Origin of the sequence: Massilia agrisoli (assembly GCF_020831365.1) — a bacterium.
GTDB lineage: Bacteria > Pseudomonadota > Gammaproteobacteria > Burkholderiales > Burkholderiaceae_D > Telluria_A > Telluria_A agrisoli.
The window spans coordinates 85,437-103,137 of the sequence record NZ_JAJHPV010000004.1 but is presented as its reverse complement, the minus strand read 5'-3'; the positions used below and the strand labels follow the sequence as shown (position 1 = coordinate 103,137).

Below are 17,701 nucleotides of genomic sequence, written 5' to 3'. Positions count from 1 at the left end.
AAGCATGACAAGCCGCCTCCTCGCCACCGCCCTTTCACTGTCACTGCTCGCCGCCTACCCGACGGCAACCGCCAAGACACCGGTCGCCACCGGCACCGGCGGCGCCGTGGCCACCATCAGCGACCAGGCCTCGCAAGCGGCGATGGCGATCCTTAACAAGGGAGGCAACGCGGTCGATGCAGCGGTGGCTGCGGCGGCCACGCTGGGCGTGACCGATCCGTTCAGCTGCGGTATCGGCGGCGGTGGCTTCATGATGGTCTACCTGGCCAGGGACAAGCGCGTGATCACGATCGACCACCGCGAAACCGCGCCCGCCGCCGCCACGCCGTCGCTGTTCCTGTCCAACGGACGCGAGATCGACTTCGAGACGGCCGTCGCCAGCGGCGCATCGGTCGGCGTGCCGGGGACGGTGCGCGGCTGGCACGAAGCGCTGGCGCGCTACGGCACGATGTCGTTCAAGGACGTGCTTGCGCCAGCGATTGGCGTGGCCACCAGGGGCTTCCCGGTCAGTGAAACTTTCTCTCATCTGACGGCCCAGAATGAAACAAAATTTCGCCGCTTTGCCAGCACCAGCGCCCTCTACCTAAAGGGCGGCAAGGCACTGCCGCCTGGCCACGTGCTGAAAAACCCAGGCATGGCCAAGGCGTACCGCGAGATCGCGGCCAAGGGCTACCGCGCCTTCTACAGCGGCCCGATGGCGCGCGCGATTGTCGGCGCGGTGAACACGCCGCCGGTCGCCAGCGGCGTCAAGGTGCGCGGCGGCGCGATAACCATGGCCGACCTGGCCAACTACGAATCGCGCATCCGCCTTCCGGTTCGCACCACCTACCGCGGCTACGAGATCTATGGCATGGGGCTGCCGGGCAGCGGCGGCATCGCAATCGGCGAAGCGCTGAACATCCTCGAAGGTTTCAACCTGAAAGCACTGCCGCGCGCTAGCGCCGAGCACCTCTACCTCGAAGCGAGCCGGCTGTCTTTTGCGGACCGCAACGCCTACGCGGGCGACCCGGAGTATGTCGACGTCCCGGTCGCAGGTTTGCTGAGCAAGGACTACGCGGCGCGCCGCCGCGCACAGGTCAGCATGGAGCGCGCGCTCGGCAAGACCGGGCCGGGCGATCCCTACCCGTTCCAGGACGACGCCAGCGTGCCGCTGCGCCCGCAAGCGGCGCGCCTGTTGGCGGAAAGCGCCCACACCACCCACCTCACGGTCTCGGACAAGCAAGGCAATATCGTCGCCTACACCTTCACGATCGAATCGTGGGGCGGCAGCGGCATCACGGTGCCGGGCTATGGCTTCATCTTGAATAACCAACTGACGGACTTCGATTTCAGCGGACCGCACCCGAACGTGCCCGAAGCCGGCAAGCGCCCGCGCAGCAGCATGGCCCCGACCATCGCACTACGCGACGGCAAACCCGCGTTCACCCTCGGCAGCCCGGGCGGGTCGACCATCATCACCACGGTCCTGCAGACCATCGTCAACCACGTCGACTTCGGCATGCCGATGGACCGCGCGCTGAACGCGCCGCGCATGAGCCAGCGCAACGACACCATCACCGACATCGAACCCGGCTTCGCCGGCACCTTGCAGGCGAAGGGGCTGGAGCGGATCGGCCACAAGTTCAACCCGGTGCCGGAAGAAATCGGTGCGGCCAACGCCATCGCCTTCCATGCGGATGGCACCGTAACCGCCGTCAGCGAAGCCAGGCGGCACGGCGTCGGCTCTGCGCTGGTCCAGAAACCGGCGCGCTGATTACGCCGCCAGCCGGCCTGCGGGAAATGCCACCGGCGCCCCGACCATGGCGCGCCGCCGCGACGCCGCCAGGTATGCAGTCGCGCCGACGCCGAGGATAAATGACACGACGGCGACCGGCACGATCGTCAGGCGCAGCATCGCGTAATAGGCCGCGCCCGCCGATAAGACCAGGTAAACAGCCGCCAGGTACATGTAGGCCATGCTCAGCGCGGGCGCGCGGGCGTAGTCGCGCAAGACCATCGTCATCAACGGCATGGCGAGGCAGCACGCCGCGAACTGCAGCAGCCAAATGCTGGGGTGCGCGTCAACCGCCCCCGTGACGGCAACCAGGGCCGCAGTGACAATCGCCCACTCGCCCAGCGCGCGGCGCAGCAGTGCACTGGCCAGCGCGCCGTTGTATTGGTCCATGCGCGGCACCACCGGCGCCAGGCGCAGCAGGGCCTGCTCACCCTGGCTCGCGCTGGCGCGGCCGACTATCCGTTGCGGGATCGCCGCGAACGACAACAGCAGCGGCATGATGATGAAGCCGCCGACAAAGGGGGCCAGCGCCTTGCTGTCTGCCGCCATCACCTCAATGAGCACCCTTCCCGCGACCAGCACTGCGGCCAGCACCACGAACATCCGTGCCGATACGCTCCAATGGGCGCCGGGACCGAGCGCATGCAACACAAGCTCGCCAGCACTGTTTCGAGCATGGCTGGCGCGAGCCAGCTCCGTGGCGTACAAGCTTGAGCGCATGCTCGCGGCATGGTTGCCCTGCGACTGTCGCACGCCTTTTTCGACAACCACACGCTGGTCGAAGTGGCGGTCGCCGCGCGGGAACAGCGTGCGGGCGCCGAACCACACAACCAGGCCGATCCACAGTGCGCATGCTGTGATGCCGGCCGCCGTTCCGGCGAAGGAGCGCACGGCCGGGAGGGCCTCGTGCGGCAACAGCATCAGCAGGAAAGGCAAGGACATGAACGCAATGCCTGACTGGAAACCGATTCGCACCATGGCGCTCCCAAGCAGCCAGCCTGCGGCGGCCGCCGCCCACAGGGCGGGATTGCCAAAAGCGCTACTCAGCGCCAGCGTGATCAGGAGAACGAATACAAGCCAGCACGATCCGACCAGCTGCATGGCGCGCAGGCGCAGGCGCGGCGCCAGCCTGGCATTGGCCGGCGTATCCTGCCTGACCGCGCCCGACACGAGATCCAGCCAGTACAGCATGCCGAGGAAAAGCCACGGGAGGGACACAAGGAGCGTGTCGCGCGGCATAAGGTGCCCGCCACTTTCGCGGTAGACGAACATGCCCGCACCAATCGCCAGCGCCGCGCAGACGCCAGCAATGACTTTGCGCAGCCTGCCTGGTGCGACCGAGTGACGCCAGATCAGGCCGAAATCGGCAAGGACCGCGCTCATTGCGTCACCTCGACAAACAGGTCTTCCAGGCTGAGGCGGGCCTTCTCCAGCAATGAATCCAGGCCGCCCTGCAGCACGATCTTGCCGTCCTTGAGGAAAGCCACGTCCACCGCCACGCGTTCGAGGTCGGTCAGGATATGGGTAGAAAAAATCACGGTGGTGCCACGCTCGATGACACTGTCGACAAGCTCGCGCAGGAAGTCGCGGCGCGCCACCGGGTCCAGCGCGGAAACCGGTTCGTCCAGCACCAGCAGGGACGGATCATGCGCCAGCGCGCGGATGATCGACAGGCGCTGGCGCTCGCCGCCCGACAGCTTGCCGATTGCCTTGTTACGCATCAGCGCATCGAAGCCCCAGCGCTCCAGCAGGCCCTCGACCTTGGCGTCGTTCCAGCGCGGGTACAGCGCCTTGAAGTAAGCCAGCATCTGGTCCGGCGTCAGCCACTCGAACAGGTCGGACTTCTGCGGCACATAGCCGATGCGCGCACGGGTCGCCTCCGACAGGTTTGCCACATCTTCGCCGTAAATCGACACCTGCCCGGCATCGAGCTCGCGCAGGCCAAGCAGGCATTCGATCAGCGTCGACTTGCCGGCGCCATTGCGGCCCAGCAGGCCGATCACCTGGCCCGGCTTCACCTCCAGGTCGAGTCCGTTAAGTACTGCGTGCCCGGAGAATGACTTCTTGATGCCTTTCGCATGCATGATCGCAGTGCTCATTGTTTTTCCTTGAGTAGTTTGGTGAACAGGGTGAGAACGGTGTCGTGGTCGAGTTCAAGCTGGCGCGCTTCCAGCGCGGCGCGCTCCAGCGTGGGCCGCAGCAGCTCGATGCGGCTGGCGACGCTGTGCGTGCCTTTCGGTGCGTCGGCGACGAACATGCCCATGCCGCGTTTGCGCGTCAGCACACCCTCCAGTTCGAGGATGCCGTAGGCCTTCGACACGGTCATGGGATTGAGCGCAAGCGCCTGCGCGACCTCGCGCACGGAGGGCATGGCGTCGCCGGGCGCCAGCTGGCCGCCAGCGACCAGGCGCTGGGCCTGGTCGACCAGCTGCCGGTAGATCGGCTCGGATGATCCGGTGGCGATGGAAAACAGCTTGGAGGAGTGGATGGCCATGATGTCTAGTGTATTAGGTGATTAATACAGTAAACATATCGGAGGCCGGTGTCAAGCGGTTTTGAGAGGCGGGCCGTAAACGCACAATGCGCAGCGCATATTGCACCAGCCGCTGACCGCTCCCCGGCCCGTCCGGTAACCGGACGGGGAGGTGTCACTGACAGATGCAATACGCGCTGCGCACTGTTGGCCGCAGCGTGTTACTTAATGGTGGCGCACGCCCATCTTCACCTGCTCGAGGTGCTGTTGCTTGTTGTAGCGCAGCGACGACCACAGCGAGGCGACAATAAAGGCCACGCCGATCAGGCCCGTGAAAATCTCCGGGATATGGAACTTCATACTTGCCAACATGATCGCGGCCAGGATGCCGATGGCATAGTGCGCGCCGTGCTCAAGGTAGACGTACTGGTCCAGCGTGCCCTTTTCGACCAGGAAGATGGTCATCGAGCGCACGAACATCGCGCCAATGGCCAGGCCCAGCATGATGATCACAACGTCGCTGGTGATCGCGAACGCGCCGATCACGCCGTCGAACGAGAACGATGCGTCCAGCACTTCCAGGTACAGGAAGCCGCCGATACCGCCGCGCTTGACCATCTCGCCCATTTCGCCGCCGCCCTCTTCGCCTTTTTCCAGCAAGCTCGAGATCATGTCGACGCCGACATAGATCAGGATGCCCCACAGGCCGGCCATCAGCACGATCATCTTCTGGGCTTCCTCGACCATGGTCATGCTGGCCATCAGGGTGCCCAGCGCAATCATCACGGCGATCGACGATACCTTTCCAAGCGAGCCGATCTTCTTCTCGACGTTGCCGAGCCAGTGCAGCTCTTTCTCGTCATCGAGCAGGAAATTCAGGAAAACCAGCAGCAGGAACATGCCGCCGAACGCCGCCACTTCCGCATGGTGGTTGGTCAGGTGCATCGAGAATGCCTTCGGGTTGGTCAGCGCCAGGTTCCACACCTCGGCCATGCCCAGGTCGGCGGCAACGGCCACGATCACCAGCGGGAACACCAGGCGCATGCCGAACACCGCGATGATGATGCCCAGGCCAAGGAACAGCTTCTTCCAGAATTCGTCCCAGTTCTTGAGGACCGACGCATTGACCACCGCGTTGTCGAACGACAGCGAGACTTCCATCACGCTAAGGATGACGGCAATGCCGAGCGCGGTCATCGCGCCGCCCAGGCCCGCGTTCTGGTATCCCCACCAGCCGGCGACGGCGAGACAGACGATTGCGACAATAAATGACCACCTGAAATGCTTCATAAAATGCTTCCCCTCGATATTGTTAGTTAACTGCAGGAGTGTAGTTTGCCTTTGCCAATTTAAAAATAGGAGATAATTGAAGCATTACTTCGTAAAAACGGAAGTCAGATGAAAGACAGCGGCGTCAATTTTCGGCATCTCTACTATTTTTGGGTCGTCGCCAAGGAAGGCGGGATCACCCGCGCTGCCACGCGCATGGGCCTTGCCATCCAGACCGTCAGCACCCAACTGGGCCTGCTGGAGCAGTCGCTGGGGAAATCCCTGTTCACCCAGCAAGGCCGGCGCCTGGTGCTGACCGAGGCCGGTCGCACCGCGCTATCCTACGCCGATCAGATTTTTTTGTTGGGCGAACAGATGCAGGAAGCGCTCGGCCAGCCCGAAACCACCCGCACCCGCCTCACTGTCGGCATTTCGGACTCGCTGCCTAAGCCCACGGCGTTCCGTTTGCTGGAAGCGACCATGCAGCTGACGCCGCCTGTGCGCCTGGTGTGCAACGAAGGCCCCTTCGATGGCCTGCTGACCGACCTCGCCCTGCACAAGCTCGACCTGGTGCTGACCGACCGCGCGGTGCGTTCGGGCACGCCGCTACGGGTGTTCAGCCATTTGCTGCTCGAAAGCCCGACCATCGTGGTCGGCGCCGCGCCGCTGGCCGAGGCCTACAGCGCCGGTTTCCCCCGCAGCCTGGACCGCGCGCCGTTTCTCCTGCCCACCCGTAACAACGTCTTGCGCGGCAAGATCGACGAATGGTTCGACCATCACAACCTGCGCCCTGACGTGGTGGGCGAGTTTGACGACAACGCCCTGCTCGCCACATTTGGCCGCCGCGGCGCCGGCCTGTTCTTTGCCTCCAGCATGGCCGCCGCCGACATGAAGGAGCAGTTCGGCGCCTCATTGGTCGGCGACGTGCCCGAGGTGCGGGAGCAATGCTACGCCATCTCGAACGAACGCAAGATCGCCCATCCGGCGGTGGAGGCCATCATGACGGCAATTCACCAGGGTGTCTTGCATTCGGCATGAACTGTACAATGCTTGTTCGACAGCCCGTGCTGTTCAATTAACCTTACTTCATGGAAAATTTTCTACTAGTAGTACTTGCCCTCATCCTCGTGGTGCTCAACGGCTTTTTCGTGGCGGCCGAATTCGGCATCGTTACCCTGCGCAAGACCCGCGTGCGCGCGATTGCAAAGACCCAGGGCCTGCGCGGCCGCATCCTCGGCAAGGTCCACGGCCAGCTTGACGCCTACCTGTCCGCCTGCCAGCTCGGCATTACCCTCGCATCGCTCGGCCTCGGCTGGGTCGGCGAACCGGCATTCGCCCGCATCCTCGAACCTATCCTGCTTGCCGTCGGCGTCGAGTCGCCGCAGCTGCTGCACGGCATCTCCTTCGTGGTGGCCTTCAGCGTCATCTCCTTCCTGCACATCGTCATCGGTGAACTCGCCCCGAAGTCGATGGCGATCCGCAATCCTGAAGTCGTCGGCCTGTGGAGCGCACCGCCCCTATACGCCTTCTACTGGATGATGTACCCGGCCATCTACCTGCTCAACGGCAGCGCCAACTTCGTGCTGCGCGTGGCCGGCCTGTCAGGCAAAGGCGGCCACGATTCGCACTACTCGAACGAAGAACTCAAGCTGATCCTGCGCACCAGCCAGCCGGGCGAAAAGTTCACCCGCGACGAGCGCCACATCCTGGCGCAGTCGCTCGACTTCAGCGCGCTGACGGTGCTGGACCTGATGCGGCCGATTAATGAAGTGATCGCGCTGTACGCCAGCAAGTCGCTGGAAGAAAACCTGCAGACGGTGCAGCGCAACCGCTTCAGCCGCTATCCCTACTTTGACGCCACCGGCGAAGAAGTGCTGGGCGTGATCCACTTGAAGGACTTGTTCTTCGCCCAGCAGTCGGGCAAGAAGATCACCGAACTGACCTCGTTCCTGCGCCCCGTCGAGACGGTGTCCGCGCGCACGCCGGCGCAGCAGATGTTCCGCCGTTTCCGCGAAGGGGCGCCGCACTTTGCGCTGATCGGCGAAAAGGGCAAACGCCCGGTTGGCTTTATCACGCTCGACAACCTGCTCGGCGCCATGGTCGGCGAGATCCACGACGAATTCAGGCTCAATGAAAACGACTGGCTGCGCCAGCCGGACGGCACCCTGATCGGCAAGGCCAGCCTGCCGATCTTCTCCCTCGAACGCAGCCTCGGCATCGACATCGACAACGAGACGCTTGGCATGGACGAGGTGGAATCGGTGGGTGGACTGCTGATGGTGAAGCTGGGCGATATTCCGAAGCAGGGACAGCGGATCGAGTTCCCGCAGTTTGATATCGTGGTCAAGAAAATGAACGGGCCGCGGATTGTGCTGGTGAAGGTGATACCGCGCCTGCACCGTCCCGAGGACCACGACGAGCACGATTAAGCACACGTTCGGCGGATGGTGAAGCAGGGGTTTCGAATCGCACGCGATTCGCCTGCGAAACGGTATCCGCGTGCACGCGGATACTCCTTAGCGAAGCGGCCCTTGGCCTTATCCGCCCTACGAAATCCGTTGACGCATCGGCGGACACGCGGATGCGGTCCTCGGCTTTATCCACCGCACGAAAACCGTTGACGCATCGGCGGACACGCGGATGCGGTCCTCGGCTTTATCCGCCGCACGAAAACCGTTGACGCATCGGCGGACACGCGGATGCGGTCCTCGGCTTTATGTCCCGTGCGAAAACCGTTGACGCATCGGCGGACACACGGATGCGGCCCTCGGCTTTATCCACCGCACGAAAACCGTTGACGCATCGGCGGATACACGGATGCGGCCCTCGGCTTTATCCACGCACGAAAACCGTTGACGCATCGGCGGACACACGGACGCGGCCCTCGGCTTTATCCACCGCACGAAAACCGTTGACGCATCGGCGGACACGCGGATGCGGCCCTCGGCTTTATCCACCGTACGAAAACCGTTGACGCATCGGCGGACACGCCGATGCGGCCCTCGGCTTTATCCACCGCACGAAAACCGTTGACGCATCGGCGGACACGCGGATGCGGCCCTCGGCTTTATCCACCGTACGAAAACCGTTGACGCATCGGCGGACACGCGGATGCGGCCCTCGGCTTTATCAACCGCACGAAAACCGTTGACGCATGCGTAGGGCGGATAAGGCCAAGGGCCGCATCCGCGGACACGCGCCGGCGCTACAACCTCTCGTAATGCGCAAACCCGCTGGCGAGCACGCCGAGCAAATCCTCGTCGCGCCATGGCTTCTCGACAAACTTGTAGATCGCGCCCTTGTTGATCGCATCGGCCAGGTTGGCCGGCGTGGTATCGGCCGTCAGCAGCACCCTCACCACGCGCGGGTACATGCGCTTGATGCGCTGGAAGAAGTCGATCCCCGTATTGCCGATCAGTTCCTGGTCCGAAATCACTACGCCTACTTCATGCCCGGCCAGCAGCTCGTACGCTTCCGGCAGGCCGTGCGCGGTCAGCACCTCATAGCCCTGCCCGTCCAGCATCTTGCGGAAGGTCGACAGCACCTGCGGCTCGTCGTCGACCAGCATCACCGTGCGGCGCTGCACGCTGCGCGCGAGCGGCGCCATGTCCATGCCCATGCCGCGCTCCAGCATCGCCAGCATCGCCTGTTCCGGCACCGGGCGGCTGAAATAGTAGCCCTGGATCTCGTCGCAGCCCTCCGCCGCCAGCAGCCGCAGCTGCCCTTCCGTCTCGACGCCTTCGGCGATCGCGCGCAGCCCGAGGCTGTGCGCCATGCGGATGACTGCCGTGACGATCGAGCGGTCTTCCGGATTGCTGGTCAGCCCGCGGGTGAACGACTGGTCGATCTTCAGCTTGTCGACCGGGAAGCGCTTCAGGTACGAGAGGTTTGAATAGCCGGTGCCGAAGTCGTCGATCGACATGCCGATGCCGGTCGCCTTCAGGCGGCGCATCAGTTCGATCGAGGCTTCCGGGTCGACCATGGACAGGCTTTCGGTCAGCTCCAGCTCGAGCAGTCCCGGTTCAACCCGGTGGCGTTCGAGCGTGCTGCGTACCAGCTCGTCCATCTCCTGGTCGGAAAACTGCGAGGCCGCCACATTGACCGCGATCGGCACCACCGGCACGCCCGCATCCAGCCAGGCGCGCAAGGTGGCGCAGGCCTTGTTCAGCACCCACAGGCCGATCGCGTTAATCAGGTTGCTTTCTTCGGCCACCGGGATGAACTGCATCGGCGGCACCAGCCCGAGCTCGGGCGACTGCCAGCGCAGCAGCGCTTCCATGCCGACGATGCGGCCGCTGCGCAGGTCGACCTGCGGCTGGAAGTGGAGGACGAATTCGTCCCGCTGGAGCGCACGGTGCAGGCCCTGCTCCAGCGCCACGCGCGCGTCCAGGCGGTTCTGCATCTCCTGGGTGAAGAACTGGAAGCTGTTGCGGCCGCCTTCCTTGGCGCGGTACATCGCAATGTCGGCCTGGCGCAGCAGCGCTTCGGCCCGGGTGCCGTCTTCGGGGTAGATGCTGATGCCGATACTGCCGGTGACCACGTGCTCCTGCCCGCCCAGCATGACAGGCTCGCCGAGGCGCGCGGCGATGCGCTCGGCGATCATGGCCGGCGTGGTGTCGCCCAGCGGGTTATCGAGCAGCAGGACGAATTCATCGCCGCCCAGTCGCGCGACGGTGTCGGAGCCGCGCACGCACTGGCGCAGGTGGTCGGCCACCATGCGCAACAGGTCGTCGCCGCTGGCGTGGCCGAGCGTGTCGTTGATGTTCTTGAATTTATCCAGGTCGACGAACATGACCGCAAGCCGTTCGCCGTGCCGTTCGGCGCGCCGGATCGCCTGCGCCAGCCGGTCGAGGAACAGCGCGCGGTTGGGCAGCCCGGTCAGCAGGTCGTGGGTGGCCTGGTGTTCGATCGCCATTTCGTGCTGGCGCCGCTCGGTGATGTCGTGGGCGACGTTCATTACCGATTCGGCGTCGTTGAAGCGGATCGCGCAGCCGAAGAATTCGACGTCGACCAGCGAGCCATCGACCCTGGCCACGCGCAGCGCGCAGCGCGGCTGCTCCTGCGCCGCCGCGAGGTCGCCGAAGATCCCTTGCGCCATCTGGGCGCGGAACTCGTCGGGAATCAGGTCGATTGCTTCGCGGCCCAGCAGCTGTTCGGGCGCGCAGGCGCCGAACAGCTGCTGGGCCGCCGGGTTCATGAACACGATGCGCCCGCCCGTATGGATCCAGATCGCGTCCGGCATCAGCTCAACCAGCGTGCGGTAGCGCGTCTCGCTCTCCTCCAGGTGGGAGTTCAGCTGGCGCAGGTTCAGGTTGATGTCGTACAGCTCCCGGCTCTTTTGTTCGAGCAGGGTTTCAGCTTCCTTGCGGGCCGTGCGTTCGCGGATCAGGCTGCGCGAGGCGACCGTGCTGACTACTTGTTCCGTCATGCGTGCCCGGTTGTCAGGTTAAAGCGCGCGCGGTGCACGCCGCCTTCTTTCTCGAGGTTGGTGCGGACAACGGTGATCGGCTCGCCGAAATGCTTGATGCAGCCCTTGATCAGGCCCTCGGCCAGGTCGGCGAAGCCGCGCGGCGAACTGTAGGTGAGCACCAGCTGGCCCGGTGCGGGACGCTCGCACTGCAGGCTTGGCAGCTCGGCGTCCGGATACAGCTTGCGCACTTCGACGTGGATCACGCCGTCGATCCGCTCAAGGAAGTCGAAGGAGTTCGCGACGTCGCCAAACAGCGCCGGATAGCCGACCGAAAAGCGCACGAACAGGTGTTCGCCGAACATCAGCACCAGGTCGGAGGTGGTGAGGCCGGTGGCGTTGGAGAGCGCCGTGACCAGCCGTACCAGCTCGGCGTGGTCGTAGGTGCCGACCGAGGTGTAGGCGCCGTCGTTTGGCAGGTCGGACTCGCCGATGATCCGGTCCAGCATGTCCAGACCCATGCGCGACTCGACCAGCTCCATGAACTCCGTGAATACGACGCCCTTCATTTTTTTCCCCAGTGCATTATATGAAGGCTGGAGTATATCGGGGATATTGTGACACGGCCATGAGCGATATTTAATACAAACCCGCCCGATGTGGATAAAGATGCATCAGAAGTACGCGTAATATCACCGGGGCCCCGGCGCGCAACCCAGTGAGGGCAAGGTCTGGCCATGGTTTGGGGGCGATTTTGCAGATCGCGCCCCGATTGATCGCGCCAGCCGGATTTGTTGCGCTCGTGTCGTCGGTTAGCAACACGCGTTGTATCTTTAACGCGCTAGCCGGATACCTCAGTGCCTTCGTTGCAGCTACGCTCGTAATACGAATAGGAGGTGGCGAGCAGCCCGTCGAGCATCGCATCACACCACGGCCTGGTGGCAAATTGATGGATGGAGCCGCGGTTGATCGCGTCGGCCAGGTTGGTTGCGCTCGTATCGTCAGTCACCAGCACGCGCACAGTCCGAGGGTGCATGTGCTTGATCCGCCCGAAAAAGCCGATGGCCGAATCGCCCGCCAGTTCCTGGCCGGCCAGCACCACGCCAACCGCGTTCCCCGCCAGTAGCTCGTAGGCGTCGTCGACAGAGTGCGCCAGCAGGACGTGGTACCCGGCGCGGCCGGCCACGCGCAGCAAGTCCTCGCGCAGCAGCGGGTCGGCGGCGGCCAGCAGCACCGTACGGCGTTCGCAAGCCACGGCCGCTGGCGCAAGACCGATCTTCGCCTGCCCGGCCAGCATCGCCACCATTGCGGAACCGGACAGCGCCCGGCTGAAGTAAAAGCCCTGCACTTCGTCGCAGCCCTGTTCGGCCAGCACCCGCAACTGGCCTTCGGTTTCAACGCCTTCGGCAATCGCGCGCAGCCCGAGGCTGTGGGCCATGCGGATCACCGCGGTGACGATGGCGCGGTCGCCGGGTTCGCAGGTGAGCCCGCGCGTGAACGACTGGTCGATCTTCAGCTTGTCGACCGGGAAGCGCTTCAGGTAGGCCAGGTTGGAATAACCGGTGCCGAAGTCGTCGATCGACATCGAGATGCCGGTCGCCTTCAGGCGGTGCATCAGGGCGACCGACGCCTCCGGGTCTTCCATCGACAGGCTTTCGGTCAGCTCCAGCTCGAGCAGGCGCGGTTCGACGCCGTGGCGCGCCAGGGTGGCGCGCACCACCTGGTCCATCGCCATGTCGGCGAACTGGGAGGCGGCCACGTTGACGGCGATCGGCACCACCGGCACGCCGGCGTCGAGCCAGGCGCGCAAGGTGGCGCAGGCCCTGTCCAGCACCCACTGGCCGATCTGGGTAATCAGGCTGCTCTCCTCGGCCACCGGGATGAACTGGAAAGGCTGGACCAGGCCCAGCTCCGGCGACTGCCAGCGCAGCAGCGCTTCGACACCGACCACCCGACCGCTGCGCAGGTCGACCTGGGGCTGGTAGTGCAGCACGAATTCGTCGCGCTGCAGCGCGCGGTGCAGGCCCTGCTCGAGCATCATGCGGGCGTCGAGGCGGCTTTGCATGTCATGGGTGAAGAACTGGAAGCCGTTGCGCCCTCCCTCCTTGGCGCGGTACATCGCGATGTCGGCCTGGCGCAGCAGCTCCTCGGCCTGGCCGCCGTCGTCGGGGTAGATGCTGATGCCGACCGAGCCGGTCACCACGTGCTCATGCCCGCCCAGGGTCACCGGCTCGCCCAGGCGCCGTGCGACCCGTTCGGCCACCATCGCGGGCGTGCTCTCGCCCAGAGGATGGTCGAGCAGCAGCACGAATTCGTCGCCGCCGAGGCGCGCCACCGTGTCGGCGTCGCGCACGCACTGCGCCAGCCGGGCGCCGACAGTGCACAGCAGCTGGTCGCCAGCGGCGTGGCCGAGCGTGTCGTTGACGTGCTTGAACTTGTCGAGGTCGACGAACATGACGGCCAGCCGCCCGTGGTGCCGCTCGGCGCGCCGGATTGCCAGCGCAAGGCGGTCGAGGAACAGCGCGCGGTTGGGCAGCCCGGTGAGCAGGTCGTGGGTGGCCTGGTGTTCGATGGCCTGTTCGTGCTCGCGCCGTTCGGTGACGTCATGCGCGACGTTCATTACCGACTCGCAGTCGTTGAAGCGGACCGCGCAGCCGAAGTACTCGACGTCGACCAGGGTGCCATCGAGGCGGCGCAGCTGCAGCGGGCAGCGCGGCGGCTGCTGCGTACAGCCTGCGTCGACCGAAACAAACTGCGCCATCTGGTGGCGCGACTCAAGCGGGACCCGGGCCAGCGCTTCGCTGCCCGACAACAGCGCCGGGTCGCATGCGCCGAACATGCGCAGGGCTGCGGGGTTGGCGTACACGATCTGGCCGCCGCAATTGATCCAGATCGCCTCGGGCACCAGTTCAACCAGCATGCGGTAGCCGTCGTTGAATTCGGCGGCGGCGGGATTGAGCTGGCGCAGGAGATGCCTGGCGCCGGCGAGTGCGGGGTCAATCAGGGCAACGCCGTTCATGGATGCTCCATGTGCGTTTCGACCTGCCGAGTATAGACCTTCAGTCTTCGGCTGGGGGCACCGCGGGCTTGACGCCAGTCCAATCGCGCATCAATGAGTAGCCGACGGCGAGCAGGGTCGGTCCGATAAACAGGCCGACGAAACCGAAGGCCAGCACGCCGCCCAGCACCCCGAGCAGCACCAGCAGGAATGGCAGGTCGCTGCCGCGGCTGATCAACAGCGGCTTGACGACGTTGTCGACACCGCTGATCAGGACCAGGCCCCAGACGATCATGAAGACGCCCCAGCCGGTGCTGCCCTGGTCGAACAGCCACAGTGCGGCGCCGCCCCAAATGACGGGAGGGCCGATCGGCACCAGCGACATGATGAAAGTGGCAACGCCCAGCAGCGGCACGCCCGGCACACCGGCAATGGCAAAGCCCAGGGCCGCCACCAGCGCCTGCGCCAGCGCGGTGCCGAGCAGGCCGTACATCACGCCGCGCACGGTCTGGCTGACGATCTCGGCGACCTTGGCGGCGCCCTCGCCGATCACCTTTTGCATGGCCACGGCCACCGACGACACCAGCTGCAGGCCGTCGCGGTACAGGAAGAAGCTGACAAAGGCGGCGAGGCTCATCTGGGCCACGCCCGCGCCGAGCACCATGCCGCCGCTCAGCAGGTATTTGCGGGCCGGCTCAAGCATGTTGCGCGCCAGTTCCAGCATCTGCTCGCGGCTGTGCATCAGCTCCACCGCATAGGCGTAGATCGATTCCCCCACCATCGGGATGCGGCGCAGCCACAGCGGCGGGTCGGCGTTGCCGGTTTCGACCGCGATGCGCAGCTGTTCGTAGAAGTGGCCGACATCGTCGGCCAGGTTGTAGGCCACCAGTGCCAGCGGCATGATGACGACAAAGGTCAGCGACAGCGTCATGGTCAGCGCCGCCAGCGTGCGGCGGCCGCGCATGGCGGCGAGCAGCCGCATGTACAGGGGCCAGGACGAGATGACGACGGCGCCGGCGAACAGGATCGCAGCGAGGAAGGGGCGCAGTACGTACAGGCAGCCTATCGTCAGCAGTGAGATGGCGGCCAGCTTGGCGTAGTTGGTCGGTCCTTCGCGTCGGTCCATGTTGTTCTTTGTTTTTTGTGGGGACTACAGCAATTGCTTGATGTCGTGTACCAGCGGCTCGACGCCCTGGCCGTAGCGGACGAACAGGCGCACCTTGCCATTGCGGTCGAACACGTAGCTGGCGGCGGTATGGTCCATCGTGTAGCTGCCCGGCTCCTTGCCCGGCACCTTGGCGTAGAACACCTTGAACTCCTTGGCCACGGCCGCGGTCTGCTCAGGCGTGCCGCGCAGGCCGATGAAGCGCTTGTCGAACGCCGGCACGTACTGGGCCAGCAGTTCCTGCGTGTCGCGCTCCGGGTCGACTGTCACCATCAGCACCTGCACGTCGTCCGCCTGCGGGCCGAGCGCCTTCATCATGCCTGCCATCTCGGCCAGCGTGGTCGGGCAGACGTCCGGGCAGTGGGTGAAGCCGAAGAAGACCACCACCACCTTGCCCTTGAAGTCGGCCAGGGTGCGCGGCTTGCCGGTATGGTCGGTCAGCGCGAAGTCCTTGGCGTAGTCGAGGCCAGTCAGGTCGGTGTTCTTGAAGCTTGGCGGCTGGCTTGGCAGCTTGTCGCAGCCGGCCAGCAGCAGCGCCAGCGCAAAAATCGAAAGCAGTTTTTTCATGTCAGAGCTTGATGTAGTGGTCGACCAGCAGTGCGGCGAACAGCAGCGACAGGTACATGATCGACCAGGCGAAGGCCTTGCGGCCGACCTGGTCGCTGTAGTGGCGGTACACGCGCCAGCCATGCCAGAGGAAGACCGCATTGAGCACGATCGCCGAAATGAGATAGATCAAGCCGCTCATCTTCACGATGAACGGCAGCAGCGTGGTCGCGGCCAGCATGATCGAGTACAGCCAGACGTGGAAGCCGGTGAAGTTCATGCCGTGGGTGACCGGCAGCATCGGCAGGCCGGAGCGCGCGTAGTCGTCGCGGCGGTACATGGCCAGCGCCCAGAAGTGCGGCGGGGTCCAGACGAAAATGATCAGCACCAGCAGCCATGCTTCCATCGGCACGTCGTTGGCAATCGCCGCCCAGCCCAGCGCCGGCGGCATCGCGCCCGACAGGCCTCCGATGACGATGTTCTGCGGCGTGGCGGGCTTGAGGATCATCGTGTAGATGACCGCGTAGCCGACAAAGGTCACGAAGGTCAGCCACATCGTCAGCGGATTGACCAGGAAGTACAGGATCCACATGCCGGCCCCGCCGATCAGCGCGGAGAACGCGATGGTCTGGGTGTTGGTCAGTTCGCCCATTGCGGTGGCGCGGCGGGCGGTGCGCGCCATGCGCGCGTCGATCTTCGCTTCAAGAATGCAGTTCACCGCGAAGGCGGCGCCCGCCAGCAGCCAGATGCCGGCCGTGGCGGCCAGCACGGTGCGCCATGGCGGCAATTCATCGGTGGCGAGGAACATGCCGATCACGGCGCAGAACACCGCCAGCTGGGTAACGCGCGGCTTGGTCAGCGCAAGGTACTGGGCGACACGGCTGGTCGGTTTTGGGATTGCGGTCTGGGTCATCATCAGGGGTGTGAGGCTTGCGGCGAAAGCGCGCTTGCGGGAGCGCGTTGCGCAGGAACGAGTTGATACTTTAACTGGTAGTTTAACATGGTCACCAACAGCACCAGGACGGCAGCGCCGGCGTTGTGCAGTACAGCGATGGCCAGCGGGAAGTCGAGGAACACGGTGGCCACGCCGGTGACGAACTGCGCGCCCAGCGCAACGGCCATCAAGCGGGCGGTCTTGCCAAGGCCCGCGTGCGGCCAGGCGCGCCATGCGGTCCAGCCAACCACCGCGAACACGACGAAGGCGAAGTTGCGGTGCACCCAGTGGATCGCGGTCAGCGCGGAAAACGGCAGGTAGCTGCCCGCCGCCGTCTTGCCCAGCTCGCGCCACAAGGTAAAGCCATGTTCGAAGTCCATGTCGGGCACCACCTTGCCTCCGCACAGCGGGAAGTCGGTGCAGGCCAGCGTGGCGTAATTGGTGCTGACCCAGCCGCCCAGCGCGATCTGCACGAACAGCAGCACGAACGACACGATCGCCAGCGGGCGCAGCGCCGCCAGCACGGGCGCGTTGCTGCCGGCAGCCGGGAAGCGATGCATCGCGTGGTCCTGGCGTCCGCCCATCCACACCAGCAGGGCCAGCAGGCCCATGCCGAGCAGCAGGTGGATCGTGACGATCACCGGCTGCAGCTTGAGGGTCACGGTCCAGGCGCCGAACGCGCCCTGCACGCACACAAAGAAGAACAGCGCGGTCGGAATCGCCGGCGAGAACTCGGCCCGGCGCGTCTTGCGCCACTGGATCCAGCTGGTGGCCATCAGCGCCATGATCAGCGCGCCGATTCCCATCGCGAGGTAGCGGTGAGTCATTTCGATCCAGGCCTTGACCACGGTCACCGGGCCGGTCGGCATCAAGGCTTCGGCTGCGGCGATCTGCTCATGCGCGATGAACGGGTTGGCGGCGCCGTAGCATCCAGGCCAGTCCGGGCAGCCGAGGCCGGAGTCGGTCAGGCGCGTAAAGGCGCCGAACACGATCAGGTCGAAGGTCAGGAACACGATCACCCAGACCAGCTTGCGGTATTTATTGGCGTCGGACGACATCCACACCATCGCCAGCGGCAGGCTTGCCGCCAGCAGGCCTTTCAAGGCCAGCAGTACCAGTGCCGAGGTCTCCATGG

14 protein-coding genes are annotated in these 17,701 nt (G+C 64.9%); 3 read left to right on the top strand and 11 right to left on the bottom strand.

The genetic code is table 11. The annotated features are described in order from the left end of the window. Window positions 1-4 precede the first annotated feature (4 nt). Window positions 5-1,753 (top strand): gamma-glutamyltransferase, encoded by a 1,749-nt coding sequence (ggt, locus tag LMJ30_RS01875; RefSeq protein WP_229430640.1) that lies wholly within the window; start codon window positions 5-7, stop codon window positions 1,751-1,753. Here ggt and LMJ30_RS01870 read toward each other — a convergent pair whose 3' ends face one another. The 4 genes from LMJ30_RS01870 to LMJ30_RS01855 all read right to left on the bottom strand — a co-directional run bounded on the left by LMJ30_RS01870 (window position 1,754) and on the right by LMJ30_RS01855 (window position 5,537). After that, on the bottom strand, window positions 1,754-3,157 hold the full coding sequence (locus tag LMJ30_RS01870; RefSeq protein WP_229430639.1) for a hypothetical protein: 1,404 nt from the start codon (window positions 3,155-3,157) through the stop codon (window positions 1,754-1,756). Continuing rightward, the gene (locus LMJ30_RS01865) at window positions 3,154-3,873 is read right to left on the bottom strand and encodes an ABC transporter ATP-binding protein (protein WP_229430638.1); all 720 of its coding nucleotides are present in this window, start codon (window positions 3,871-3,873) and stop codon (window positions 3,154-3,156) included. The genes LMJ30_RS01870 and LMJ30_RS01865 overlap by 4 nt, the downstream gene beginning before the upstream one ends. Beyond that, complete coding sequence (locus LMJ30_RS01860) at window positions 3,870-4,268, bottom strand: GntR family transcriptional regulator (protein ID WP_229430637.1); 399 nt, start codon at window positions 4,266-4,268, stop codon at window positions 3,870-3,872. Before LMJ30_RS01860 ends, LMJ30_RS01865 begins: the two co-directional genes overlap by 4 nt. 204 nt (window positions 4,269-4,472) lie before the next feature. After that, window positions 4,473-5,537: a DUF475 domain-containing protein gene (locus LMJ30_RS01855; protein WP_229430636.1), complete on the bottom strand. Its 1,065-nt coding sequence runs from the start codon at window positions 5,535-5,537 to the stop codon at window positions 4,473-4,475. 108 nt (window positions 5,538-5,645) lie between these two features. On the opposite strand from LMJ30_RS01855, the gene LMJ30_RS01850 reads away from it, so the two are divergent. Continuing rightward, window positions 5,646-6,554 (top strand): LysR family transcriptional regulator, encoded by a 909-nt coding sequence (locus LMJ30_RS01850; protein WP_229430635.1) that lies wholly within the window; start codon window positions 5,646-5,648, stop codon window positions 6,552-6,554. Window positions 6,555-6,604: 50 nt separating this feature from the next. Next, a complete protein-coding gene (locus LMJ30_RS01845; protein ID WP_229430634.1) occupies window positions 6,605-7,945 on the top strand; it encodes a hemolysin family protein in 1,341 nt (446 codons plus the stop codon). A 776-nt stretch (window positions 7,946-8,721) separates the two neighbouring features. Here the strand turns inward: LMJ30_RS01845 and LMJ30_RS01840 are convergent. From LMJ30_RS01840 to LMJ30_RS01810, 7 genes are all read right to left on the bottom strand, one after another. Continuing rightward, window positions 8,722-10,944, bottom strand: coding sequence for an EAL domain-containing protein (locus LMJ30_RS01840; protein WP_229430633.1), 2,223 nt, complete (start codon window positions 10,942-10,944; stop codon window positions 8,722-8,724). After that, window positions 10,941-11,492 (bottom strand): heme NO-binding domain-containing protein, encoded by a 552-nt coding sequence (locus tag LMJ30_RS01835; protein ID WP_229430632.1) that lies wholly within the window; start codon window positions 11,490-11,492, stop codon window positions 10,941-10,943. The genes LMJ30_RS01840 and LMJ30_RS01835 overlap by 4 nt, the downstream gene beginning before the upstream one ends. Before the next feature lie 272 nt (window positions 11,493-11,764). Then, window positions 11,765-13,942, bottom strand: a complete 2,178-nt coding sequence (locus LMJ30_RS01830) for an EAL domain-containing protein (RefSeq protein ID WP_229430631.1) — start codon at window positions 13,940-13,942, stop codon at window positions 11,765-11,767. 40 nt (window positions 13,943-13,982) lie between these two features. Beyond that, window positions 13,983-15,047, bottom strand: a complete 1,065-nt coding sequence (locus tag LMJ30_RS01825; protein ID WP_229430630.1) for an AI-2E family transporter — start codon at window positions 15,045-15,047, stop codon at window positions 13,983-13,985. A gap of 24 nt (window positions 15,048-15,071) precedes the next feature. After that, complete coding sequence (locus tag LMJ30_RS01820) at window positions 15,072-15,653, bottom strand: SCO family protein (protein ID WP_229430629.1); 582 nt, start codon at window positions 15,651-15,653, stop codon at window positions 15,072-15,074. Window position 15,654: 1 nt separating this feature from the next. Then, window positions 15,655-16,548, bottom strand: a complete 894-nt coding sequence (cyoE, locus tag LMJ30_RS01815; RefSeq protein ID WP_229430628.1) for a heme o synthase — start codon at window positions 16,546-16,548, stop codon at window positions 15,655-15,657. Then, window positions 16,548-17,699, bottom strand: coding sequence for a COX15/CtaA family protein (locus tag LMJ30_RS01810; RefSeq protein WP_229430627.1), 1,152 nt, complete (start codon window positions 17,697-17,699; stop codon window positions 16,548-16,550). Before LMJ30_RS01810 ends, cyoE begins: the two co-directional genes overlap by 1 nt. Window positions 17,700-17,701: the final 2 nt, after the last annotated feature.

What these genes read in the sequence shown, in the direction of transcription:
- ggt (WP_229430640.1), top strand. Translation starts at nt 5, where the DNA reads ATGACAAGCCGCCTCCTCGCCACCGCCCTTTCACTGTCACTGCTCGCC.
- LMJ30_RS01870 (WP_229430639.1), bottom strand. Translation starts at nt 3,157, where the DNA reads ATGAGCGCGGTCCTTGCCGATTTCGGCCTGATCTGGCGTCACTCGGTC.
- LMJ30_RS01865 (WP_229430638.1), bottom strand. Translation starts at nt 3,873, where the DNA reads ATGAGCACTGCGATCATGCATGCGAAAGGCATCAAGAAGTCATTCTCC.
- LMJ30_RS01860 (WP_229430637.1), bottom strand. Translation starts at nt 4,268, where the DNA reads ATGGCCATCCACTCCTCCAAGCTGTTTTCCATCGCCACCGGATCATCC.
- LMJ30_RS01855 (WP_229430636.1), bottom strand. Translation starts at nt 5,537, where the DNA reads ATGAAGCATTTCAGGTGGTCATTTATTGTCGCAATCGTCTGTCTCGCC.
- LMJ30_RS01850 (WP_229430635.1), top strand. Translation starts at nt 5,646, where the DNA reads ATGAAAGACAGCGGCGTCAATTTTCGGCATCTCTACTATTTTTGGGTC.
- LMJ30_RS01845 (WP_229430634.1), top strand. Translation starts at nt 6,605, where the DNA reads ATGGAAAATTTTCTACTAGTAGTACTTGCCCTCATCCTCGTGGTGCTC.
- LMJ30_RS01840 (WP_229430633.1), bottom strand. Translation starts at nt 10,944, where the DNA reads ATGACGGAACAAGTAGTCAGCACGGTCGCCTCGCGCAGCCTGATCCGC.
- LMJ30_RS01835 (WP_229430632.1), bottom strand. Translation starts at nt 11,492, where the DNA reads ATGAAGGGCGTCGTATTCACGGAGTTCATGGAGCTGGTCGAGTCGCGC.
- LMJ30_RS01830 (WP_229430631.1), bottom strand. Translation starts at nt 13,942, where the DNA reads ATGAACGGCGTTGCCCTGATTGACCCCGCACTCGCCGGCGCCAGGCAT.
- LMJ30_RS01825 (WP_229430630.1), bottom strand. Translation starts at nt 15,047, where the DNA reads ATGGACCGACGCGAAGGACCGACCAACTACGCCAAGCTGGCCGCCATC.
- LMJ30_RS01820 (WP_229430629.1), bottom strand. Translation starts at nt 15,653, where the DNA reads ATGAAAAAACTGCTTTCGATTTTTGCGCTGGCGCTGCTGCTGGCCGGC.
- cyoE (WP_229430628.1), bottom strand. Translation starts at nt 16,548, where the DNA reads ATGATGACCCAGACCGCAATCCCAAAACCGACCAGCCGTGTCGCCCAG.
- LMJ30_RS01810 (WP_229430627.1), bottom strand. Translation starts at nt 17,699, where the DNA reads ATGGAGACCTCGGCACTGGTACTGCTGGCCTTGAAAGGCCTGCTGGCG.